The sequence below is a fragment of the Stappia sp. TSB10P1A genome, assembly GCF_900185725.1.
Taxonomy (GTDB): domain Bacteria; phylum Pseudomonadota; class Alphaproteobacteria; order Rhizobiales; family Stappiaceae; genus Stappia.
Genome location: NZ_FYAU01000011.1, coordinates 26,263 through 48,787, shown reverse-complemented (window position 1 = coordinate 48,787; position 22,525 = coordinate 26,263). Strand labels below are relative to the sequence as shown.

The following is a 22,525-nucleotide window of genomic DNA, read 5'->3' as shown; positions in this document are numbered from 1 at the left end:
AGGCCAGGTGCATGGCGGATTGACGCAGGGCATCGGCCAGGCGCTGCTGGAGAACGCGTCCTATGACGCGGACGGCCAGCTCCTGTCGGCGTCCTACATGGACTACACGATGCCGCGGGCGGACGATGTGCCGTCCTACCGGCTGATGACGACGGTGACGGCGTGCCCGGGCAACCCGCTGGGGATGAAGGGCTGCGGCGAGGCCGGGGCGATCGGCTCGCCGCCGGCGGTGATCAATGCGGTCACCGACGCGATCGGGACGAACGCGCTGGAGATGCCGGCGACGCCGCAGGCGGTGTGGGCGGCGCTGCGGGCGGCCCGGCCGGCAGAAGCAGCGGAGTGATCTGCGCTGCGCAGGCAGAAGCAGCGGAGTGATCTGCGCTGCGCAGGCACAGGCTGCCGAAGAGGGCAGCCGAAGAGGGCAGCGGCGCGATCCGCGCAGGATCTTGATTGAGGATGGCGCTCCCGCACGGCTTGGCCGCGGGGGCGCTGCAGCAGGCGAGCAAGAGGCCCGGCCGGACTGCCGGGCGAGGGAGGAGCGGGATGTACGAGACGACCTATCACCGGGCGACGAGCGTCGCCGATGCGGCGGCGAAGATCGCCGCTTGCGAGGACGGCAAGATCCTGTCGGGCGGCATGACCCTGCTGCCGACGATGAAGCAGCGGCTGGCGGCGCCGTCCGACCTTGTCGACGTGACCCATGTCGCCGATCTGAAGGGGATCACTGAAACGGGTGGGGGCCTGCGGATCGGGGCGGCGACGACCCATGCGGAGGTTGCCGGCTCACTGAGCGTGCGGCGCCTGGTGCCGGGTCTTGCCGAGCTTGCCGGCCATATCGGCGACCCGCATGTGCGCCACCGCGGCACGATCGGCGGGTCGATCGCCAACAACGACCCGGCGGCGGACTATCCGGCGGCGATGCTGGCCTTGGGGGCGACGATCGTCACCGACCGGCGGCGGATCGAGGCTGAGGAGTTCTTCACCGGCCTGTTCGAGACGGCGCTGGAGGAGGGGGAGATCGTGACGGGCGTCGAGATCCCCGCCTGCGCGGCCTGCGCCTATGCCAAATATCCGAACCCGGCCTCGCGCTATGCGATGGCCGGCGTCTTCGTGGCGCGCAGCGACGGCGGCGTGCGGGTGGCGGTGACGGGTGCCGGGTCGAACGGCGTCTTCCGCCACGCGGGGCTGGAACAGGCGCTGTCGCAGAGCTTCACGCCCGACGCGGCAGCCTCCGTCGCGACCGATGCCGACGATCTCATCTCCGACATCCACGGCTCCGCCGACTACCGCGCAAACCTCATCACCGTCATGGCCAAGCGCGCCGTCGCAAAACTCAAAACCTGAAACCCCGAAACCCTCAAACAGACCCACATCCCAAACAAAACACCCCGCCGGAAAAAAACCGGCGGGGTGCTCGTGTTGAAGGCGTCAATGTTCGGTTGGATCAGGCCGCAGCGACATCGCTGAGGAACCTGTCGATCTGACCGCGCAACTGGCGGGTCTTCTCGCCGACATCGCCGGAGGCGACCAGCACCATGTCGGCCGAGGCATTGGTCTCGGCGACCGCATTGGCCAACTCGCCCATGTTGCTGGTGACCGACGTCGTGCCTTCGGCCGCGTTCTGGACGTTGCGCGAGATCTCGTTGGTCGCCGCGCCCTGCTGCTCGACGGCCGCGGCGATGGCGGAGGTGTAGCTGTCGACCTCCTGCATCGTCTGGGTGATCGCGGCGATCGCTTCCACGGCCTCCTTGGTCTCGCCCTGGATCGCGGCGATCTGGGCTCCGATCTCCTCGGTCGCCTTGGAGGTCTGGTTGGCGAGCTCCTTGACCTCGGCGGCGACGACGGCGAAGCCCTTGCCGGCCTCGCCCGCCCGCGCCGCCTCGATGGTGGCGTTGAGGGCGAGCAGGTTGGTCTGTTCGGCGATCGCCTGGATCAGGGTCACCACCTCGCCGATCTTGTTGGCGGCGGCGGCAAGGCCGGCGACCTTCTCGTTGGTCTGACGGGTGCCCTGGGTCGCCTGGTTGACGACTTCGGTGGTCTGGCCGACCTGCCGGGCGATCTCGGCGATCGACGCGGCGAGTTCCTCGGCCGCCGTCGCGACGCTTTCCACGTTCTGGGTGGCCGCGCCGCTGGCCCGGGTGGTTTCTTCGGCGCGCCCGGCGCTTTCGCTGGCGATGCGGGTGAGATCGCGGGCCGTCGCCTCCATCCCGGCGGCGGTGTCGCCGACCGAGCTCAGCAATTCCTGAACCTGGGCGCGGAAGGAACCGATCAGCTCGTCGACGCGGGCCTGCCGGGCGGCAGCGGCCTGCTGCTCGCGCTCCTGCTCTTCCCGCATGCGGGCACGCTCGCGGGCATTGTCGCGGAACACCTCGACCGTCCGGCTCATGGCGCCGATTTCGTCGCCGCGCTCCGTGCCGTCGATCTCGACATCGGTATCGCCCTCGGCAAGGCGCCCCATGACCGCGGTCAGGCGGCGCGTCGGGCGGGTGATGGCGAGCGACAGAACGATGGCGACGGCGACGCCGAGGCCGACGACACTGGCCAGGGTCACCACGATGGTCCAGAAGCTGGCAGCGCCTGAATTGGCGGCCCGATCAGCCTGCTCGCTGGCGAGCGAGGTGATCTGGCGGCGCATGTCGGCAGTGACGCTGGCAAGTTCTCCCGAGGAGGTGCGAACCGCGCCAAGGCTGTTGAGCATATTCTCGAAGGAGTTGCGGTAGCTGTCGATCTCGGCCTGTGCGAGCTGCACCTTTTCGGCCACTTCCGGGAACTGGCTGGCCGATGCGGCAAGCGTGCCGGCGACGAAGCTCAGTTCGGAAATGTCGCGCAGCACGCTGTCGGCCTCGATGGTGCCGAAGCCGGACATGAAGCCGAGGGTCGTCGCCTTGACGTTCAGCGCCTGCTTGGACAGGTCGCTGGCATTGGCGGAGACCAGATCGACCTTGATCAAGGCGATGTCGCGGGCCTGGACTTCCTGCTGGACGGCGTCGATCGCCTTGTAGGCGGAGGTCTGGACGTCTTTCGCAGCGAGGACGATGTCCTCCAGCGTCTTGTTGATCTGTGCCCGCAGCCGGTGAACGTCGGCGAAGGACGTGGTCCCGGCAAGCAGGGTGAACTGCTCCTGCAGTTCGGTGGCGCGGCCCGCCAGCAGCTCGACGCTGGCCTGGTCGACGCCGTCGACGCGGGCGTTGGTCAGGGCACGGGCATTGTCGCCAAGCTTTCCGGCTTCCGCGATCGCTTCTTCCAGCAGGCCCGACGTCGTCGAGGTGGTGGAGCGCAGGAACAGGTACTGGGTGCGCAGCGCTTCCTCGCGCAGCGCCACGACGAAGCGGATGATGTCATCCGCCTTCCGCCGGGTTGCTGCGGCGCGCAGGCTTTCGCGCTTGGCATCGCGCCGGACGATCTGCATGTCGCCGTTGATCTGATTGGACAGATCACCGAGGCGGGCGATGGACGCTGCCAGTTCACCGGACAGCTCCTGCTGGCGGCCGATCTCCGAGCCGACATCGGCGAAGTTGCTGCGCATCACGGAAACGGACTGGATCGCCGCGTCAACCGCACGGCCGGCGGCCGCATCGCCTGCGACGGAGGCGCGCAGCGCTTCCAACTGGCGGGCCAGAGCGCCGACCTCGGCCTCCATCTTCGTAGCGTCTTCCGTCTGGCGGCTCTGGAGGAACGTCTCCCGCGCCGCCGAAACTTCCTGCAGGCTGGCGACAACGCCAGTTGCGATTCGTGACGTGTCCATCTGCTGCGTCAGGCCGCCGATGGCCATCGTGCCGACACCGCCGAGTACGGCTGCAAGAAGCAGCACGATTGCAAAGCCACCACCGATCTTGGCGGCAAATCCGAGATTGCCAATCAGGCCCAACAGCCGGGACATCAATAATCCTCCACACCCGTTCGTTGTGGAACCCTAGGCAGCCGTCCGTGAATCTTCGGTAAAATCATGGGGAATTTTTTCCAGAAAACAACCTAAGCGATTCCAGAGGCTTGAACAGAAGCGGCGCGCCCGGTCGGGGCGCGCCGCACATCATCGGATATAATCGTCGGCAGGTCCGGCGGAGCTCTGACAAACGACTCAGGCAGCGGCCACGCGGCTGAGGAACCTGTCGATTTCCTGCCTGAGGGCGTCGGTGTTGCGGCTCATGGCGCCTGAGGCGTCGAGGACGTTGTCGGCGGCTGAGGAGGTGCTGTCGACGGTGCTCGCGAGCAGTTCCATGTTGCGGGTGACGGCGCCGGTGCCCTCGGCCGCCTGCTGGACCGAGCGGGAGATGTCGCTGGTGGCGGCGCCCTGCTGCTCGACGGCGGAGGCGATCGATGCGGTGTAGCCGTTGACGTCCTGCATGATCTGGGCGATCTCGCCGATGGCGGCGACGGCCTCGCCGGTCGAGCCCTGGATGGCGGCGATCTGGGCGCCGATCTCCTCGGTCGCCTTGGAGGTCTGGGTGGCGAGCTCCTTGACCTCGGCGGCGACGACGGCGAAGCCCTTGCCGGCCTCGCCCGCCCGCGCCGCCTCGATGGTGGCATTGAGGGCGAGCAGGTTGGTCTGTTCGGCGATCGCCTGGATCAAGGAGACGACCTCGCCGATCTTGTTGGCGGCGGCGGCAAGGCCGGCGACCTTCTCGTTGGTCTGGTGGGTGCCCTGGGTCGCCTGATCGACGACCTGGGTGGTCTGGCCGACCTGCCGGGAGATCTCGGCGATGGAGGCGGAGAGTTCCTCGGCGGCGCTGGCGACGGTCTGGACGCTGTCGGTGGCGATCGAGCTTGCCTGGGTGGTCTCGCTGGCGCGCTCGGCGCTTTCCTGGGCCGAGGAGGAGAGCGCCCGCGCGGTCTCGTCCAGCCCGCTCGCCGTCGCGCTCACCGTCCCGATCAGCGTCTGCACCTTGTCCCGGAAATCCGCGATCAGGGCTTCCATCTCGCTTTGGCGGCGATGGCTCTCGCTGGCGGAGTTTTCGCGCTCGGCGGCGAGGCCCTGACGCTCGACCGCCCGCGCTTTCAGCACATTGATGGCGCCGCTGAGCTGGCCGATCTCGTCCTTGCGGTCCGTGTAGGGGACCTCCACCGCCAGATCGTCGTCGGCGATGCGATGGGCCACTTCGGAAAGCTGCGGGATCGGCTTCAGCAGACGGCGGGTCAGCAGGGCCATGCCGCCGACGGCGAGAACGAGGATCGGCAGGAAGGCGATCATCATCTGGCGGGTGACCGAGTCCATCAGCGCATTGATCGTCGACTTGCGCACCCCGGCATAGAGGATGCCGGCGATGTCGCCGCCCGGCGAATAGATCGGCTCATAGATCGTGTAATAGGGCGTTCCCAGGATCACCGCCTCGCCCCGGAACGTCTGGCCCTTGGTGACGACCGGATAGACCGCGCCGGTCTTGCCGAGCGGCGTGCCGACGGCCCGATCTCCATCCGGCTTGATGACATTGGTGGTCTTGCGCCAGAAGTCGCGGCTCTCCGGATCCCATTTGAACACGGTGACCGTTTCGCCGGTCATGCGCCCGATCGTATCGATCATCGTGTGGTCGGAGATTTCGTCGGGAATACTCTCCATGATCACGCGGCTGACATTGCCGTCCGATCCCCAGGTCACGGAGGTGCCGGGCATGTCGCGGTCGACGATCGTCGCGGCAATCCGCAGGCTGGCGTCCTGGCGAGTCACGGCGTCATGGGTGATCCGCTCGGCGATGACCAGGTAGATGACGGTTGCGACAGTTCCCAGAGCAAGCACCACCGTGAGCGCTGCCGCCATCGAGACGATTGAAACCAGGTTGAGGCGCGAGAGCAGGGTCATGGTTGGTCTTCCTCTTTGCGGAGTTCTTCCGCGTAAATTCATCAGTATTATTGCTTGTTGTAAAAGTGTAAAATTGTAGTTACCGGAAGAATTTCTTGTTTCTATCAGTTTTAAGCGAAGACAGAATTTGTCCTGCGCGAGGATTTCGACGCAAGGCTCGGTGTCGATCATGTCTTGCTGGCAATGCCAGACCGGGACCCCGGGGGATCCGCCAGGCCGATTGCCGGCAGCGGATTTTTGGGCGCGTTTCCTGGTAGGGTATAGGTCAATCTGACTAACTCTTGGTAAACTTCAGGTGGAGATGGAGTTTCAATTGTAATTTCCTGCGAGTTTCGCTGGCGCTTGGGGGCATTTCTTGCAATATTTTCGATATATTGAACATTGCCGGCAGACGAAATTCTGGAAGGCTGGTCGATCCTTGCAAGGCCAGTCGTGCGTGGCGGAATGATCGCCGTGCACGTTGCAGGGATGAGCGCGGCACATGTTGCGCCTGTCCTTGGTTCTTGTGCCGGGCAGCGTATGCGGGCACTGAAGGAGAGCGGCGACATGAGACCCGGCGGTGAAGGCGCCGGCTTGCCGAGGGGCAGCCATGCGCAGCAGCTTTCGACGCAACGGGTTTGCATCGCACCGGACTGTCCCATATGTAGTGTCGAAAATTCAACTTTATGAGAAAGGCCGGTCGATGAGGCCGGTCGGGACCCGCCGTGATCGTCTGTTCCTGCAATGTCCTGACGGACAAGGAGTTACGCAAGGCCGCGCGCGAACTGCAGTCCGGGCCCGACCGCGTGGTCGTGACGCCGGGTGCGGTGTTTCGCGCGCTTGGCAAGCGCCCGCGTTGCGGTAGCTGTTTCAGCACCGTCATACCGATCATTCACGAGGAAGCACCGGCGGACAAGGATACGTCGTCGACAGCGGGGAAGAGCAGCGATGAAGGGTGATGCCAGGGTAATCGACTATCTCAACAAGGCTCTGCGGCACGAATTGACCGCCGTCAACCAGTACTGGCTGCATCATCGCATGCTCGACGAGTGGGGTTACGCGAAGCTGGCCGCGAAGGAACTCGAGGAATCGATGGAGGAACGGGCGCATGCCGACCGGCTGATCGCGCGGATCCTCTTTCTCGGCGGTTTTCCGAATATGCAGAGCCTCGATCCGCTGCGCATCGGCCAGTCGCTGAAAGATGTGATGGAAGCGGATCTGGCCGGCGAGTATTCCGCCCGCGCGCTCTACAAGGAGGCGCGAGAGGTGTCATTGGCCGCGGGGGATTACGTCTCCAAGCTGCTCTTCGAGGGTCTTCTGGTCGATGAGGAAGCGCATATCGACTATCTGGAGACGCAGCTCCAGTTGATCGAGCAGATCGGCATCGAGCGCTACGGCCTGCTGCAGTCGGAGGCCGCCGACGCGGCCGGCTGATCGGCGGCGGAGGGGCTGCCGAAGTCCAGCACCGGACCGGCGGCGGCCTCCGCGTCGGCCCGGTCATGGGTGACGAGCAGCACCGGCAGGCCGCGCGCGCGCGCCTTGTCGAAGACGAGCCTGCGGATCTGGTCGCGCAGCGCCGCGTCGAGCCGGGAGAACGGCTCGTCGAGCAGGAGCGCCCTTGGCCGCGACTCCAGCACCCGCATCAGGGCGACGCGCGCCTTCTGGCCGCCGGACAGGGTGGCCGGATCGCGGGCCTCGAAGCCGGCGAGGTCGACATCGGCGAGGGCCGCGGCAACCGCCGCCCCTCGCCGCTCGCGGCCGCGCAGATCTGCGGGCAGGGCGAAGGCGATGTTCTCGCCGACGTTCATATGCGGAAATAGCAGCGGGTCCTGGAACAGCAGCCCGAGGCGTCGCCGATGCGGCGGCAGGCGGGTGAGGTCGAGGGGGCCGGACAGCACCCGTCCCTGCGCGCTGAAGGCCGGGTCGAGGAAACCGGCCGCATAGGCGAGCAGGGTCGACTTGCCGATGCCGGAGGGACCCATCACCGTCAGCACCTCGCCGGGCGAGATCTTCCGGTCGAGAGCGATCAACGCGCGCCCGGCAAGCACGATGCGGACCTGGTCGAAAACGAGGGCATCGGTCATGCGGCGGCCTCGCCGTCAGCGCGTCGGCGATGGGCGACGCCGGGGATCGCCGCCGCGAGCAGGAAGGCAGCGAAGGGCAGCAGCATCTGCAGCAGGCCATAGAGGCCGATGAGTTGCCGGTTGCCGCCGGCGGCGAGCGCCACCGCCTCCGTCGTCACCGTCGACACCCGGCCGCCGCCGATCAACAGGGTCGGCAGGTATTGCGCGACGGAAACGGCGAAGCCGAGCGCGGCCGCCGTCGCCACCGCCTTGCGTGCGAGCGGCAGCCGCACCCGCCAGAAGCTGCGGGCAGGCGAGGCGCCGAGGGCACTGGCCATATGGCCGTAGCGCGGATCGACCGCGCGCCAGGGATCGGACAGCGCCAGAAAGACGTAAGGCAGGACGAAGACCATGTGGCCGAGTGCGACCGCAAGGAGCGTGTCGTGCAGCCCGGCCATCAGGAACAGGATCTGGAGCCCGAACAGGAAGGCGATCTGCGGCACGATCAGGGGCAGATAGAGCAGTGGCAGCGAACGATGCTGAACCGGCCGCCCGTCGCGCGTCTCGTTCTCCAGGCAGGCAAGGGCGAGCGCGATCGCGACGGCGATGACCGGTAGGGCGATGGCGAGCGTGGTGGCGATAGCATCGCCTGCCGCCGGCCCGTGCACCATCCAGGCCCGCAGTGTCAGGTGATGGGGCAGCGTATCGGGAAAGCGCCAGGGACCGGCGAGCGACCACAGCGCCAGCAGCGCAAGACCGGCAAGCATCGCGGTGGCAAGAAGCGCCATCGCGCTTCCCGACAGGGCGGGGATCAGACGTTCCGCCGCGCTGCGCCGTCCCCCCTCGATCCAGCGGCGGCCGAGCATCGCGGCAAGCCGCTCGCCGCAGATCCACAGGAGAATGGCGAAAAGGCTGAGGCCAAGCTGTGCCAATGCGCCGGCCGAAGCCATGAAGCGCAGCGACAGATCGGGATCGTTCATCCATCCGGTCAGCCGCACGGCGAGCGGCGGCGGCGTGGTCGGCCCGAGGATCAGCGCCACATCGACGACGGAGGTGGCATAGGCAAGGACGGCAAAGACCGGCAAACGGATCTGCGGATAGACGCGTGGCAAGACGGTGGTCAGCCAGCCGGCGACGGGCGCATAGCCAAGGCTTGCCGCCACGCGCTGGCTGCGCAAGGGGTCTGCCTGCGGCAGGGCGGCAAGGAGCATCAGGAACAGGAACGGGATCTCCTTCGCCATCAGGCCGAGCGTCATCGTCAGCCCAAGCGGGTCGCCGACAATCAGCAGGTCCGGCGGGCGCTGGAGGCCGGTCGCCCAGGGCGACAGAAGTCGCATGACAAAGCCTGAGGGGGCGATGAGGAAGGCGAGGCCGAAGGCGGCGGCGGCATGCGGCACCGCCATCAGCGGCGACAGCAGCCGGCGCAGCAGCCGGAAGAAGCGGCTGCCTTCGAAGGCGGCGGTGAACAGCACCACGACCGTGAAGGCGCCGAGCGTCGCGGCAAGGCCGGTGCCGAGCGAGAGCAGCGCGGACTGGCCGATGCCGGGCTGGCCGAGCAGCAGGCGCAGCGGCTCCCGCGACATCGCGGTGCCGCCGAGCGCCGGCACATAACCGGCCGCCGGCAGCAGGGTTCCGAAGAGCCCGGCCGCAACCGGCCCCAGCATCAGGGTGAGCGTGAGCGCCGGGGCGAGCTTCAGCATATGTGCTGCGACCGCCGCTCTGCGCGTCGCGCGGTCACTGCGAGGCGTAGCGGGCCGTCCAGGCGCGCTCCAGTTCGACCATCCAACTGGCATGCGGCTCGTCGATCACCGGCCCGAGCTCCTCCGGCGACAGGGTGGCGATGCCGAGATCGAGCGCGTTGAAGCGCTCCCGCTCAGCCGTCTCCAGCCGCTCCACCGCGAGCACGGTCGGATCGCCCCAGATCGCCGGATCCTGCTTGCGCGCCTGGGCTTCGGGCGACAGCAGGAAGTTGGCGAGGACAAGGGCGCCGGCCTTGGCGCTGGCATTGAACGGAATGGCGACGAAATGAGCGTTGCCGATGGTGCCGCCGTCCAGCACGAAGGTGCGCACGGTGTCGGGCAGTTCGCCGGCGGCGATGGCCGCGGAGGCGCCGGCGGGATTGAAGGTGAAGGCGATGTCGATCTCGCTGTCGGCCAGCAACTGGCGCAGGGCCGGCTGGTTCTGCGGGAAGGATCGACCCTGCCGCCACATGTTCGGATGCAGGTCGTCGAGATAGGCGAAGAGCGGGGCGACATCGGCCTCGAAAGTTGCCGGGTCGACGGGGCGGGACAGTTTGTCGGGGTCGGCGATGGTGGTGGCGAGCACCTGCTTCAGGAAGGTCGAGCCATGGAAGTTCGGCGGCTGCGGATAGGTGAAGCGTCCGGGATTGGCTTTCGCATACTCGGCGAAGGCGGCGAGCGTCTTCGGCGGCTCGGGCAGCGTCGCCGTGTCGTGCATGAAGACGAGCTTGGCCATGCCCCAGGGACTTTCCAGCCCGTCCGTCGGTTCGGTGAAATCGGTCACCACCGCCGGCTTGTTCTCCACATCGACGAGCGGCCAGTTGGGGAGCTTCGTTGCCCAGCCCGGCGTCATCAGCAGGCCCGACTGCTTCAGCGACACGAAATTCTCGCCGTTGATCCACACGAGATCGACAGCGCCGCCGCTGTCCTTGCCGGCCGCCTTCTCGGCGACGATGCGGGCGACCACATTGGCGGTGTCGTCCACCTTCACCTGTTCCACGGTGATGCCGTGCCGCTGCTTCACCTGCTCGCCGGCCCAGGCGATATAGGCGTTGATCCGCGGCTCCCCGCCCCAGGCGTGGAAGTAAACGGTCTGCCCCTTCGCCTGCGCCAGCACCTCGTTCCAGGCGGCCGGGTCGACGGCCTCCGCGGCGCGGCCCGTTGCGACCGTCAGCGGCAGGGCGAGCGTGGCGGCCAGCAGGGCGCCGCGCATCAGCCGCGGCAGCAGGCGAGTGTCGGTCATGTGGAGTCCCCCTTCCCGTTTCGCATTGTGTCGCAAGCCCCTGCAATGACGGTCAACACACGGCTTCGTGACGCTGTTGCCGCTGCCGTGTTCGTCCGCATCGCGCCTAGAGCGGCAGGACATGCGTGTCCTTGACCTCTTCCATCACCGCGTAGGTGTGCGTCTCGCGCACGCCGGGAAGATCGAGGACGGCGTCGGCCAGCAGCTTGCGATAGGCCGCCATGTCGGAGACGCGGGCCTTGACCAGATAGTCGAAGCCGCCGGCGACCATATGGCATTCCAGCACCTGCGGCACCCGCTTCACCGCCCGGGCGAAGGCGTCGAACACGTCCGGCGTCGTCCGGTCGAGCTTGACCTGGAGAAACACCAGCAGCCCCTGGCCGAGGCGGAGCGGATCGAGTTCGGCGGAAAAGCGCAGGATATATCCCTCGCGGATCAGCCGCTTCATCCGTTCCGCCGTCGCGGTCGGGGAGAGGTTGACCCTTGCGGCGAGATCCGTCGTGGTGATGCGGCCGTCGACCTGAAGCACTTCGAGGATGCGGCGGTCGATACGGTCTAGTCCCGTGGATTGCACGGCAGTTTCGGATTTCACAGGCAAAATTCCATTATGATTGCCAATCTTTGCCGAAATTCACGGCATATCCGGCAGTATAATACGAAAATCTCCGAAGAACGAGGCTTGTTCGGGGAGTGGAGCGGCGGGTCGCAGGATCCGCCGCGAGCGTATGCCTTCGATCTGGAGTCGTCATGACCTCTGCCCCGGAACGCGCGCCCGCCGCGCTGTCTCAGACCGATCTTTCTCCTTTCCGCGCTCCCTTCGCGCCCTCCGACGACAGCGCCGTTCGCGGTCTTCTGGGCAAGATCGCCTTCGACGAGGCGACCGAGGCGCGGATCGACGACATCGCCTCCGGCTACATCCAGTCGATCCGCTCGGCGATCGGCGGCCTCGGCGGCGTCGAGGACTTCCTGCGCGAATACGGATTGTCGACCCGCGAGGGACTGGCGCTGATGGTGCTGGCCGAAGCGCTGCTGCGCGTGCCGGACGCAGTGACCGCCGACAAACTGATCGAGGACAAGCTGGCCGCTGCCCGCTTCGACGAATCGGAAGGGGGGGCATCCGACACCTGGCTGGTCTCCGCCTCCTCCTGGGCGCTCGGCGTCACCTCGCGCCTGCTGCATCCGGGCGAGCAGCCCAATACGATCCTTGCCGCCCTGGTGAAGCGCATGGGCATGCCGGCAGTGCGTGCGGCGACGCGCCAGGCGATGCGGATTCTCGGCCACCAGTTCGTGCTCGGCGAGACCATCAAGGGCGCCCTGTCGCGGGCGAAGGGTCAGGAAGCCAAGGGCTACCGCTACTCCTACGACATGCTGGGTGAGGGCGCCCGCACCGCCGGCGATGCCGAGCGCTACTTCCGCTCCTATGCGGATGCGATCGAGGCGATCGGTGCGGCGGCCGGCAAGGGCGAACTGCCCGCCCGCCCGGGCATTTCCGTCAAGCTCTCGGCGCTGCATCCGCGCTATGAAGCGGTCAAGGGCACGCGCGTGCGCGACGAACTGGTGCCGCAGTTGCTCAAGCTCGCCCAGGCGGCCAAGCGCCACAATCTCAACTTCACGGTCGACGCGGAGGAGGCCGACCGGCTGGAGATCTCGCTCGACATCTTCGCCGCCGTTGCGGCCGATCCCTCGCTTGCCGGCTGGGACGGTTTCGGTCTTGCCATCCAGGCCTACCAGAAGCGGGCGCTCGCCGCCGTCAACTGGATCATCGGTCTCGCCGAGAGGCTCGATCGCCGCTTCATGGTGCGTCTCGTCAAGGGCGCCTACTGGGATACCGAGATCAAGCGCGCGCAGGAGCGCGGGCTGGAGGACTTCCCGGTCTTCACCCGCAAGGCGGCAACGGACCTCTCCTATCTCGCCTGCGCCGGGGCGCTGCTCGGCGCGCGAGCCCGCATCTATCCGCAATTCGCCACCCACAACGCGCTGTCGGTCGCGCAGATCATCGCCATGGCCGGCAACGAGGGCGGCTTCGAGTTCCAGCGCCTGCACGGCATGGGCGAGAGCCTCTACAAGGCCGTGACCGAGCGCGACGGGCATCCCTGCCGCATCTATGCGCCCGTCGGCGGCCATCGCGATCTGCTGGCCTATCTGGTTCGCCGCCTGCTGGAAAACGGCGCCAACTCGTCCTTCGTCTCGGCGGTGGGTGATGCTTCCGTGCCGATCTCGCGGCTGCTTGCCCGCCCGCACGATCTGCTGGCCGGAGGCACCCGCGCCCGCAATCCGAAGATCCCGCTGCCAGCCGCGCTCTATGGGGAAAGCCGCAACAACTCGAAAGGCCTGGAGTTCGGCCTTGCCCGCGACCGCTCGCGGCTGGTCGAGGAGATGGCGAAGGCGCCTCGTATGGTCGAGGGGGCGGGCCCGCTTTATCCGGGCGTGGAGGCGCGCGGTAAGGAGCGCTCGGTCCTGTCGCCGATCGATGGCGCGACCCATGTCGGCTCCGTGCGCGAGGCGACGCCCGACGACGTCTCGGCGATGTTCGACGCGGGCCTCAAGGGCTTTGCGCGCTGGTCGCGCACGCCTGTCGACCAGCGGGCGGCGGCCATCGCCCGGCTTGGCGACCTGCTGGAGGCGGAGACGCCGCGGCTGATGGCGCTGCTCGCCCGCGAGGCCGGCAAGACCCTGCCCGACGGCCTTGCCGAGGTGCGCGAGGCGGTCGACTTCTGCCGCTACTACGCCGCCGAGGCGGTGAAGCAGTTCGGCGAAGGCACCTTGATGCCCGGACCGACCGGCGAGGAAAACCGCTACCGCCTGCGCGGGCGCGGCGTCTTCGTCTGCGTCTCGCCGTGGAATTTCCCGCTGGCGATCTTCCTCGGACAGATCACCGCGGCGCTGCTGGCCGGCAATGCGGTGATCGCCAAGCCGGCCGAGCAGACGCCGCTGATCGCTTTCGAGGCGGCAAAGCTGATCCATGCCGCCGGCGTGCCGGAGGATGTGTTCCTGCTGGCGCCCGGCGGGCGCGAACTGGGCGCGGCGCTGGTCGCCGAGCCGCGCGTTGCCGGCGTCGCCTTCACCGGCTCGACCGAAACGGCCTGGGCGATCAACCGGACGCTTGCGGCCAAGCGCGGTCCCATCGTGCCGCTGATCGCCGAGACGGGCGGCATCAACGCCATGCTGGTCGACGCGACGGCGCTGCCGGAGCAGGTCTGCGACGACGTGATGATGTCGGCCTTCCGCTCCGCCGGCCAGCGCTGCTCGGCGCTTCGCCTGCTCTACCTGCAGGAGGACGTGGCCGACAAGCAGCTCGAGATGCTGAAGGGTGCGGCGAGCGAATTGTCGCTCGGCGATCCGGCGGATCCGGCCACCGACATCGGCCCGGTGATCGACCTCGATGCCCGCGACCGTCTGCTGTCGCATGTGGGGGAGATGCGCCGCACCCAGAAGCTGCTCTATGCGGGCGAGGCGCCCGGCGGGGCGCTGGCGCGTGGGACCTGGGTGGCGCCGCATATCGTCGAGCTCGACAGGCCCGATGCACTGACCAAGGAGACTTTCGGCCCGATCCTGCATGTGGTGCGCTACAAGGCATCCGACCTGCCGAAGATGCTGGAGACCATCGCCGCGACCGGCTACGGCCTGACGCTCGGCGTGCACAGCCGCATCGACGCGACGGTGGCGGCCGTGGTCGACCGGTTGTCGGTCGGCAATGTCTATGTCAACCGCAACACCATCGGCGCGGTGGTCGGCACCCAGCCCTTCGGCGGATCCGGCCTGTCCGGCACCGGCCCGAAGGCCGGCGGCCCGGCCTATCTCGGCCGCTTCGCGCTGGAGCAGGTCGTCTCGATCAACACGGCGGCGGCCGGCGGCAATGCCAGCCTGATCGCCATGGCCGAGGAAGACTGAGGCCTACTTTACGGACTGCCGGGCCGAGCACGTGCTACTTGCGCGGCTTGGCCCGGTTGGTCGCCGGGGCGGAAAGCGGGTCGTCCGGCCAGGGGTGCTTGGGGTAGCGGCCCTTCATCTCGGCCTTTACCGCTGCCCAGGAGCCGCGCCAGAAGCCCGGCAGGTCGCGGGTGATCTGGATCGGCCGGTGGGCCGGCGACAGCAGTTCCAGGATCAGCGGCACGCTGCCTCCCGCAATCGCCGGATGCCGGTCGAGGCCGAAAAGCTCCTGCACCCGGATGGGCAGCGTCGGCCCTTCCTCGCGGTCGTAGTCGATCGGGACATGCGAGCCGGACGGGGCGGCGAAATGGGTCGGCAGCAAGCGGTCGAGCTCGCCCAGCCGGTGCTGCGGCAGCAGGGCGGCGAGCGCATTGCCCAGCATCTCGGCGTCGAGCGCGGAGGTGCTGCGCAGGCCCGCGAGATAGGGGCCGAGCCAAACCTCCATCGTTTCGCTCAAGGCATCGTCGCCAAGATCCGGCCAGGCCTCGGCCTCGGCAGCCGGCAATAGCCCTCGCAAAGTCACGACGCGGGCGCGCAGGGCCGCCTGGGCCTTGCTCCAGGGCAGGGCGCGGGCGCCGCGTGTCTTGAGGAAGGCAAGGAGAGCCGCGGCGACGGCATCCGGATCGGGATTGGGCTCGACAGCTTCGCGCAGCACCAGCCGGCGAAGGCGGCGCAGCCGCCGTGCTCGCACAGAGCCCGAGGCCTCGCAGGCGACCTGCACCTCGTCCTCGATTTCGCCGGCGAAAAGCTGCTCGATCTCCTCGCGCGTGATTGGAGCGCCGAGCAGGATGCGGCCGCGCGCGGCATTGCCCTGCAGGTCGGCGACGACGAGGAACGGCTCGCGCGCCAGCGGATCGGCCTCGTCGACGCGCCCGCCCCGGCCATTGGCCATGCGGAAACCGCCGCGCCCGTCCTGCGCCTGCGCCACCCGGTCGGGATAGGCGAGCGCCAGCAGCCTGCCGGCCGCTTCCGTGTCGCCTGCTGCCATCGAAGTCGTCTTCGCGCTCGGCCCCTTGTCGATCAGCGATTGCCAGCGCTGGGCCATGCCGCGCGCGGCTGTGCTGCGCGGATCGCGGGCGCGGCGAAAATCCATCAGGCGGTGGCGAAGATCCGCCGAGCGCCCGCCGAGTCCCTGTTCGGAGAGCAGGGCCGCGGTCTCGCAAGCAAGCCGGCTCTCTCCCGTTTCCGCCGCCCGCACCAGCATATGCGCCAGCCGAGGCGCCAGCGGCAGCGCGCGCATGCGCTCGCCCTCCGCCGTCAGCCGCCCCGTGCCGTCGAGCGCTTCGAGCCGCTGCAACAGGGCGACTGCCTCGTTCCAGGCGGCCGCCGGCGGCTGGTCGGGAAAGCGCAGGCTGGCGGGATCGCTGACGCCCCAGGCGGCAAGGTCGAGCGCCAGGCTGGAAAGGTCCGCCTCCAGGATTTCGGGCCTGTCGTCGGCGGGCAGCGAGGCGGTCTGCGCCTCGTCCCACAGCCGGTAGCAGATGCCCGGCTCCATGCGTCCGGCGCGGCCGCGCCGCTGGTCGGCGGCGGCGCGCGAGGCCCGCACAGTCGCGAGCCGGGTGAGACCGGTCGCCGGCTCATGGACCGGCACGCGGGCAAGGCCGCTGTCGATGACGACCCGCACGCCCTCGATGGTCAGCGAGGTCTGGGCGATTGAGGTGGCCAGCACCACCTTGCGCCGGCCGCTCGCCGCCGGACGAATGGCGGCACTCTGTTCCGCGCCGGTGAGAGCACCGTAGAGGGGAGCGAGGTCGGTATCGGCGGGCAGGGGCGGCAGGAGCATCTCCGCCGCGCGGCGGATCTCGCCCTGACCGGGCAGGAAGGCGAGGATCGAGCCGCTCTCCTCCGCCAGTGCCTTGCGCACCGCCCCCGCGACCTGAGCCGCGATGTCGCGGTCGCCATCGCGTCCGAGATAGCGGGTCTCGACCGGAAAGCTGCGTCCCTCGCAATGGATCACCGGCACGCCGCCGAGATGGCTGGCGACGCCTGCGGCATCGATGGTCGCGGACATCGGCACGATGCGCAGGTCCTCGCGCAGCGCCCCTTGCGCATCGAGGGCGAGCGCAAGGCCGAGATCGCCGTCCAGCGAGCGCTCGTGAAACTCGTCGAAGAGGATGCAGGCAACGCCCGCAAGCTCGGGATCCTCGAGGATCATCCGGGTGAAGACGCCTTCGGTGACCACTTCGATGCGCGTTCGGGCGGAGACTTTCGTCTCCAGCCGCACCCTGAGGCCGACCCGTCCGCCGACCTCCTCGCCAAGCAGCGACGCCATCCGGGCAGCCGCCGCGCGGGCCGCGAGCCGGCGGGGCTCCAGCACGATGATGCGCCCGTCGTCGCGCCATGTCGCATTGAGCAGGGCCAGCGGCACCATCGTCGTCTTGCCGGCGCCGGGTTCGGCCACCAGCACGCAGGCGGTATGCGCTTCCAGTACGGCAAGCAGATCCGGCAGCACCGCATCGATGGGAAGCGGTGGCCGCGTTGCGGCAGCCTTGCTCATTGCGGTGTCGCGGCGGAGCCCATGGCGTCGTCGGCGCTCCAGTGCCGTCCGGCAAGCTCGACGGCAAACAGCGTCGGGGTACGGGCGAAGCTTGCAAGCCCCTCCAGCGCCGGGTTGCTATGGCGCACCAGGAAGGTCGGGATCGAGGCAAGCAGCGCCGAATGCGGAGCCTTCGCCTCGAACGAGGCGCGGAAGGCGGGATGCGCCAGATAGGTGTCGATGCGGCCGGGAATGCCGCCGCCGAGGAAGACGCCGCCGCGCGCGAGGAAGGTGAGGGCGAAGTCGCCGGCCACCCGCCCCAGCGCCCGCACGAAGATGTCCATGGTGCGCAGGGCGATCTCGTCGCCGCCGTCGGCCGCCTCGGTCACGTCGCTGGGCCGCTCGAAGGCGCGGTGGGTCGCGGCTTCCGCCGCCACGGCCCGCGACAGGCGCAGCAGGCCGGCTCCGCTGATGATGCGTTCGGCACCGATGCGCCCCTCCTGCCGCTCGATATGCGGCCAGACCCGATAGTCCGTCTCGGAGACGGGACCGAGTTCCATGTGGCCGCCTTCGCCCGGGATCGGGACCCAGGTGCCGGCGGTATGGATCATGGCCGCCGCGCCGAGGCCGGTGCCCGGCCCCAGCACCACCTTGGCGCCGTTCGCCTGTGCCGTTCCGCCGCCGATCTGGCGGATGTCGTCGCCGGCAAGGCCGGGCAGGGCCAGTGCCTGCGCCTCGAAGTCGTTGAGCACCACGACGCTTTCCAGGCCGAGCCGGCGGATCAACTCGCGCGGCTCGATCACCCAGTCGGCGTTGGTCATGGGAATGCGGTCGCCGGTGACCGGCCCCGCCACCGCGAGCACGGCCGTACGCGGCATGACCGAGGTGTGGTCGAGCACCGTCGCGATCGCCGCCTCGGCAAGGCCGGGGAAATCGGCGGTGGGCACGGAGCCGTAGACCTTCGTCGCGGCATGGGTGTCGGTGACGATCGCGAAACGGGCATTGGTGCCGCCGATATCGGCGACGAGCACGGGAAAGCGGAAACCGCGAAGGCTGGGCGGGGACAGGGTCATCAGGCCTGGGGGAAGATTTCGGGAGTGGTCGAAGTGGTCGGAAGGCCGGCAAGGCGCGCCGAGCGCAGCAGGATATCGGCCGTTGCCCGGTTCAGCGCCATCGGGATGTTGTAGACAAGAGCAAGGCGCATCAACGCCTTGACGTCGACATCATGCGGCATGGGCGACAAGGGATCGACGAGGAAGATGAGCCCTTGCAGCCGACCTTCCGCGATCATCGCGCCGATCTGCTGGTCGCCGCCGAGCGGGCCGCTCTTCAGCCGCTCGATCACCAGGCTCGGACAGGCCTCGAGAATGCGCCCGCCGGTGGTCCCGGTCGCCACTAGGCGGAAGGAGCCAAGCTTGTCCTCATGCGCCTTGGCAAAGGCGACCATCTCGTCCTTGCGGGCATCATGGGCGACCAGCGCCAGCGACGGCTTGGCGGGACGTGTGTCGGGCAAGGGGCTCGCGGTTCCGGTCAAGGCGATCCTGCGTGGTCTCTGGCGGTGGCGGACAAGCGGATACGGATCCTGAGCCTAGTGTGGTGAATTTGAAATACGCCTCATTTTGACAGCACACCCAGAGCGTATTTCAAATTCGAAAGCCACACTAGAAACATAAACTTGCTAGTCATCCTTTTGAAACTGAAGTTCGTACGGAGCATGCCATGAACTGTGACGAACTTCAGATTCGGATGACTAGGATGTACCCGCTTACGCGCCGGGTTGAAAGCCGCTCCTTGCAAGGGGGCGTCACCCGGCCGGAGCTGCTCAATCATAGAGTCCGCAATTGACCGGCTTGCGGCTGCTTGCCCGGTGCACGAGCGGCCGCTCCGGCATCAGCCCCGCGATCTCCAGCACCAGCTTCATGCGGATCGCATCGGCAAACTGCTCGCGCGAGCGCACCGGTATGGAGAAATGCCCGGGTCCGCCGATCACGCAGTCCTCATAATAGTGGTCGACGTTCAGCATGGCCTGCCAGGTGTCGCGATCCGCCTTCAGCATTAGCGGCAGTCCGTTGATGGTGATGCCGGCGGCGATCGCCTGGTCGCGGAAGATGCTGACCTTGCCGCCCTGGTTGTTGGGACCATCGCCGGAAATGTCGATGACCTTGCGCAGGCCCTGATAGTCGCTCGTTGCCATCATCGCGACGGAATGAGCGATGGCGGCGGAGATCGAGGTTCTCTGGCTTTGCCGCAAGGGGGCTTCGGCGATCTTTGCGGCGAAGGCCGCCGCCGAGGCGTGGTCGCTGATCACGGACCAGTCCGCGACGATGAACTGGTCGCTGGCGCTGCCCCATTCCATATATGCGATGGCGATGCGCCCGGTCGGGCCGTAGCGGATCGCGTCGACGACCTCGGGCGAGGTCAGGGCCGCCACATAACCGGCCCGCTGGATCTCCTGCTCTTCCTTGTCCATCGACTGGGAAATGTCGACGGCCAGCACGAGTTCGACGTCGACCTCGCGCTCGGGATCGTAGCCGTATCCGAAGACGGAGGCGTTGCCGGCAGCGGCCGCCGGATTGGCGAGAGCCATGACGCAGACGATCCAGCCGGCGAGCACGTGACGCGTTCCGGCGATGCGGGCAGGCAGGGTCTGTCCTGCCTTCGGGGAGAGAACTGGCACGCACATGGTCGAAACTCCTTCAACCGGTGAAGGGCTCCTGCCTTGTCCGACGCTCCTCGTTCGTGCCTTATCTCGCGTCCGTTCCCTCTCCCGACCGCAGGTCTGCGGCTTCCTTCCGGCGCTCTGGCGATAACCGGCAATGAGCAAGAGCCGTGCCAGACGCTGCGGAAACCTGGTGTTTTCGCCAAGGGAAACCGTTTTGCCGGGTTGGTTCGCGAGCCGCAATCTGTGCGCCTTGCGAAACTCGATCCCGCTCAGCCGGTTAACGATTCCCTCCGGCGTTCCTCACGCAGGGGGCGCGCAGCGCCCATCACTCGGACAACTGCCCTTCCTTTCGGCAAATAGGGCCATTCTGCAAGAAATCCAGGCAAATCCTGCCGGCGGCCAGGCAGGATTTGCCGGGAAACGAGGAAACTGCCGTCTTCCACTGCGGCTTGTTGCGAACGTGCTTGACCTTGGTCGGGCGCTCATGCAGTCTGATTGAAAGAAATCTCAAGAGCTGAAGAAATTTTCAGCCACAGGCGAGGGGTCCGGCATTTCGTTCCGACGCGGCAGGTGCCGCGCGGCGGCCGTCCCAGCAGGCGGGGACGACGGGAACGGGCATGCAGGCAGGCGACTGGACAACAGACATGGCGATCCGCGCCGCGTGGATGTCCTTTGTCGGCGGTGCGACGCAGGGCGAGATCGCCACGCGCCTCGGCATTTCGACCGCCAGGGTCCACCGGCTCATCGCCCACGCCCAGAAGACCGGTCTCGTCCGCTTCCAGATCGTCGGCCGTCCGTCCGACTGCCTGGAGATCGAGGCGGCGCTGGCGGATGCCCATGGCCTGTCCTCCTGCCTGGTCGCTCCGGACATCGGCAACTGCGACGACGCCTCGGCCATCCGCGCGATTGCCGAGGTTGCAGGCCCGCATCTTGCCAGTCTGCTTGGCAATCCCTCGCTCGTCCAGCTCGGCGTCGGCATGGGCCGCACCCTCAAGGCCGCAGTCGAGATGATGCCGCGCATCCAGCGTCCGGATCTCAGCATCGTGTCGATTTCCGGCTCGCTGACCCGCAAGCTCTCCGCCAATCCGTTCGATGTCGTCCAGCAACTGGCCGAGCGCACCGGCGGCGAGGGCTATTACCTGCCCGTCCCCTATCTCGCCGAGAGTGTTGCCGAGCGCGACACGTTCCTCGGCCAGCGCAGCGTGCAGGCGCTGCTGCAGCGGGCCCGCGCCTCGGACCTGTTCGTCATCGGCATCGGCTCGGTCGAGGATGACGGCCATCTCATCAGCCGCGACCTGATCTCGCGCGAGGAGCAGCGCGACCTGATCGCCACCGGCGCGGTCTGCGACCTGATGGGCCGGTTTATCGGTCGCGACGGACGTCTCGTGCCCGCAAAGCTGGGCGACAAGGCCGTCGGACTGCCCTTCGAGGCTGTTCGGGGCGCGCGTATCGTCGCGCTGGCCGGCGGGCTCGGCAAGCTTGAGGCAACGCGCGCCGCCCTGCGCGCGGGGCTGATCACGGACCTGATCGTCGACGAGAACCTGGGGCGAGCCCTGGCCGTCGCGGAAGGAACCAGACAAGCCCGCTCGGCATGAGGCCGGCGGGAAACAGGTGGAGGTAAGTCATGGTGATGAAAAGCGTGATTCTCGGGGCCGCGGCGGCGGTCCTGCTCGCCGGTACGGCGCTGGCTCAGGATATCCAGCCGGCGGTCGTCTATGACCTCGGCGGCAAGTACGACAAGTCCTTCAACGAGGCGGCGTTCATCGGCGCGGAGAAGTTCAAGTCCGAGACCGGCATCGACTATCGCGACTTCGAGATCCAGAACGACAGCCAGCGCGAGCAGGCGCTGCGCAATTTCGCCCGTCGCGGCGCCAATCCGGTGATCGCCATCGGCTTCCTGCATGCCAACGCGCTGGAAAAGGTGGCGGCGGAATTCCCCGACACCAAGTTCGCCATCGTCGACATGGTCGTCGACCTGCCGAACGTCCGCTCGATCCTCTTCAAGGAGCATGAAGGCTCCTACATCGTCGGCAAGCTGGCGGCGATGGCGTCGGAAAGTGGCAAGGTCGGCTTTGTTGGCGGCATGGACATCCAGCTCATCCGCAAGTTCGCCTGCGGCTACAAGCAGGGCGTCAAGGAGACCAACGCCGATACCGAGATCTTCGAGAACATGACCGGCTCGACGGGCGCGGCCTTCAACGACCCGGCCAAGGGTGGCGAGCTTGCCAAGTCGCAGATCGACCGCGGCGCCGACGTGATCTATCACGCCGCCGGTGCCACCGGCCTCGGCGTGCTGCAGGCGACGGCCGATGCCGGCAAGCTCGGCATCGGTGTCGACAGCAACCAGAACGCCCTGCATCCGGGCAAGGTGCTGACCTCCATGCTGAAGCGTGTCGACATTGCCGTCGAGAAGGCCTTCACCGACGCCAAGGACGGCAACTGGACCTCGGGCATCTATTCGCTCGGCCTTGCCGAGGGCGGTGTCGACTGGGCTCTCGACGAGCACAACGAACCGCTGATCACCGACGACATGAAGGCGGCGGTCGACCAGGCCAAGGCCGACATCATCTCCGGCAAGATCGTCGTCCATGACTACATGGCGAGCGAAAGCTGCCCCTTCTGAGGTGACAGGCATGCGC

At 67.6% G+C, this 22,525-nt stretch carries 17 protein-coding genes; 7 read left to right on the top strand and 10 right to left on the bottom strand.

The features are described from left to right. Both TSB10P1A_RS02300 and TSB10P1A_RS02295 read left to right on the top strand, forming a co-directional pair. On the top strand, window positions 1-343 hold a 343-nt coding region (locus TSB10P1A_RS02300), incomplete at its 5' end, for a molybdopterin cofactor-binding domain-containing protein (protein ID WP_186386289.1). Between the two features lie 200 nt (window positions 344-543). Continuing rightward, entirely contained in the window at window positions 544-1,344 is an 801-nt protein-coding gene (locus tag TSB10P1A_RS02295; RefSeq protein WP_186386288.1) for a xanthine dehydrogenase family protein subunit M, read from the top strand. A gap of 100 nt (window positions 1,345-1,444) precedes the next feature. Here the strand turns inward: TSB10P1A_RS02295 and TSB10P1A_RS23520 are convergent, their stop codons facing one another. Both TSB10P1A_RS23520 and TSB10P1A_RS02285 read right to left on the bottom strand, forming a co-directional pair. Continuing rightward, window positions 1,445-3,880, bottom strand: coding sequence for a methyl-accepting chemotaxis protein (locus TSB10P1A_RS23520; protein WP_208986994.1), 2,436 nt, complete (start codon window positions 3,878-3,880; stop codon window positions 1,445-1,447). A gap of 198 nt (window positions 3,881-4,078) precedes the next feature. Next, window positions 4,079-5,794: a methyl-accepting chemotaxis protein gene (locus TSB10P1A_RS02285; protein WP_186386287.1), complete on the bottom strand. Its 1,716-nt coding sequence runs from the start codon at window positions 5,792-5,794 to the stop codon at window positions 4,079-4,081. Between the two features lie 704 nt (window positions 5,795-6,498). Here TSB10P1A_RS02285 and TSB10P1A_RS02280 point away from each other — a divergent pair. Further along, window positions 6,499-6,732, top strand: a complete 234-nt coding sequence (locus TSB10P1A_RS02280; protein WP_186386286.1) for a bacterioferritin-associated ferredoxin — start codon at window positions 6,499-6,501, stop codon at window positions 6,730-6,732. Next, window positions 6,722-7,207, top strand: a complete 486-nt coding sequence (gene bfr, locus TSB10P1A_RS02275) for a bacterioferritin (protein ID WP_186386285.1) — start codon at window positions 6,722-6,724, stop codon at window positions 7,205-7,207. The genes TSB10P1A_RS02280 and bfr overlap by 11 nt, the downstream gene beginning before the upstream one ends. Here the strand turns inward: bfr and TSB10P1A_RS02270 are convergent. The 4 genes from TSB10P1A_RS02270 to TSB10P1A_RS02255 form a co-directional block, all read right to left on the bottom strand. Continuing rightward, complete coding sequence (locus tag TSB10P1A_RS02270) at window positions 7,165-7,857, bottom strand: ATP-binding cassette domain-containing protein (protein WP_186386284.1); 693 nt, start codon at window positions 7,855-7,857, stop codon at window positions 7,165-7,167. The two genes, bfr and TSB10P1A_RS02270, sit on opposite strands and share 43 nt — an antisense overlap. Then, the gene (locus tag TSB10P1A_RS02265; RefSeq protein WP_186386283.1) at window positions 7,854-9,536 is read right to left on the bottom strand and encodes an ABC transporter permease; all 1,683 of its coding nucleotides are present in this window, start codon (window positions 9,534-9,536) and stop codon (window positions 7,854-7,856) included. The genes TSB10P1A_RS02270 and TSB10P1A_RS02265 overlap by 4 nt, the downstream gene beginning before the upstream one ends. Before the next feature lie 34 nt (window positions 9,537-9,570). Continuing rightward, complete coding sequence (locus tag TSB10P1A_RS02260; protein WP_244292927.1) at window positions 9,571-10,818, bottom strand: ABC transporter substrate-binding protein; 1,248 nt, start codon at window positions 10,816-10,818, stop codon at window positions 9,571-9,573. Between the two features lie 106 nt (window positions 10,819-10,924). After that, window positions 10,925-11,410 (bottom strand): Lrp/AsnC ligand binding domain-containing protein, encoded by a 486-nt coding sequence (locus TSB10P1A_RS02255; RefSeq protein ID WP_244292926.1) that lies wholly within the window; start codon window positions 11,408-11,410, stop codon window positions 10,925-10,927. A 155-nt stretch (window positions 11,411-11,565) separates the two neighbouring features. Between TSB10P1A_RS02255 and putA the strand changes: the two genes are divergently transcribed. Beyond that, entirely contained in the window at window positions 11,566-14,709 is a 3,144-nt protein-coding gene (gene putA / locus TSB10P1A_RS02250; RefSeq protein WP_186386282.1) for a bifunctional proline dehydrogenase/L-glutamate gamma-semialdehyde dehydrogenase PutA, read from the top strand. A gap of 34 nt (window positions 14,710-14,743) precedes the next feature. On the opposite strand, the gene hrpB is transcribed toward putA, so the two are convergent. The 4 genes from hrpB to TSB10P1A_RS02230 form a co-directional block, all read right to left on the bottom strand. Next, window positions 14,744-17,245: an ATP-dependent helicase HrpB gene (hrpB, locus tag TSB10P1A_RS02245; RefSeq protein WP_186386281.1), complete on the bottom strand. Its 2,502-nt coding sequence runs from the start codon at window positions 17,243-17,245 to the stop codon at window positions 14,744-14,746. Continuing rightward, complete coding sequence (gene glk, locus TSB10P1A_RS02240) at window positions 17,242-18,297, bottom strand: glucokinase (protein WP_186386280.1); 1,056 nt, start codon at window positions 18,295-18,297, stop codon at window positions 17,242-17,244. The genes hrpB and glk overlap by 4 nt, the downstream gene beginning before the upstream one ends. After that, window positions 18,297-18,737, bottom strand: a complete 441-nt coding sequence (locus tag TSB10P1A_RS02235; protein ID WP_256376642.1) for a methylglyoxal synthase — start codon at window positions 18,735-18,737, stop codon at window positions 18,297-18,299. The genes glk and TSB10P1A_RS02235 overlap by 1 nt, the downstream gene beginning before the upstream one ends. Before the next feature lie 309 nt (window positions 18,738-19,046). Next, window positions 19,047-19,907, bottom strand: a complete 861-nt coding sequence (locus TSB10P1A_RS02230; RefSeq protein ID WP_208984753.1) for a DUF1194 domain-containing protein — start codon at window positions 19,905-19,907, stop codon at window positions 19,047-19,049. Between the two features lie 623 nt (window positions 19,908-20,530). Between TSB10P1A_RS02230 and TSB10P1A_RS02225 the strand changes: the two genes are divergently transcribed. Continuing rightward, on the top strand, window positions 20,531-21,481 hold the full coding sequence (locus TSB10P1A_RS02225; protein WP_186386279.1) for a sugar-binding transcriptional regulator: 951 nt from the start codon (window positions 20,531-20,533) through the stop codon (window positions 21,479-21,481). A gap of 35 nt (window positions 21,482-21,516) precedes the next feature. Beyond that, window positions 21,517-22,509, top strand: coding sequence for a BMP family protein (locus TSB10P1A_RS02220; RefSeq protein ID WP_186386290.1), 993 nt, complete (start codon window positions 21,517-21,519; stop codon window positions 22,507-22,509). Window positions 22,510-22,525 lie beyond the last annotated feature (16 nt).

Excerpts from the sequence above, each read along its gene's own strand:
- TSB10P1A_RS02295 (WP_186386288.1), top strand. The coding sequence starts at position 544 with ATGTACGAGACGACCTATCACCGGGCGACGAGCGTCGCCGATGCGGCG.
- TSB10P1A_RS23520 (WP_208986994.1), bottom strand. The coding sequence starts at position 3,880 with ATGTCCCGGCTGTTGGGCCTGATTGGCAATCTCGGATTTGCCGCCAAG.
- TSB10P1A_RS02285 (WP_186386287.1), bottom strand. The coding sequence starts at position 5,794 with ATGACCCTGCTCTCGCGCCTCAACCTGGTTTCAATCGTCTCGATGGCG.
- bfr (WP_186386285.1), top strand. The coding sequence starts at position 6,722 with ATGAAGGGTGATGCCAGGGTAATCGACTATCTCAACAAGGCTCTGCGG.
- TSB10P1A_RS02270 (WP_186386284.1), bottom strand. The coding sequence starts at position 7,857 with ATGACCGATGCCCTCGTTTTCGACCAGGTCCGCATCGTGCTTGCCGGG.
- TSB10P1A_RS02265 (WP_186386283.1), bottom strand. The coding sequence starts at position 9,536 with ATGCTGAAGCTCGCCCCGGCGCTCACGCTCACCCTGATGCTGGGGCCG.
- TSB10P1A_RS02260 (WP_244292927.1), bottom strand. The coding sequence starts at position 10,818 with ATGACCGACACTCGCCTGCTGCCGCGGCTGATGCGCGGCGCCCTGCTG.
- putA (WP_186386282.1), top strand. The coding sequence starts at position 11,566 with ATGACCTCTGCCCCGGAACGCGCGCCCGCCGCGCTGTCTCAGACCGAT.
- hrpB (WP_186386281.1), bottom strand. The coding sequence starts at position 17,245 with ATGAGCAAGGCTGCCGCAACGCGGCCACCGCTTCCCATCGATGCGGTG.
- glk (WP_186386280.1), bottom strand. The coding sequence starts at position 18,297 with ATGACCCTGTCCCCGCCCAGCCTTCGCGGTTTCCGCTTTCCCGTGCTC.
- TSB10P1A_RS02230 (WP_208984753.1), bottom strand. The coding sequence starts at position 19,907 with ATGTGCGTGCCAGTTCTCTCCCCGAAGGCAGGACAGACCCTGCCTGCC.
- TSB10P1A_RS02225 (WP_186386279.1), top strand. The coding sequence starts at position 20,531 with ATGGCGATCCGCGCCGCGTGGATGTCCTTTGTCGGCGGTGCGACGCAG.
- TSB10P1A_RS02220 (WP_186386290.1), top strand. The coding sequence starts at position 21,517 with ATGAAAAGCGTGATTCTCGGGGCCGCGGCGGCGGTCCTGCTCGCCGGT.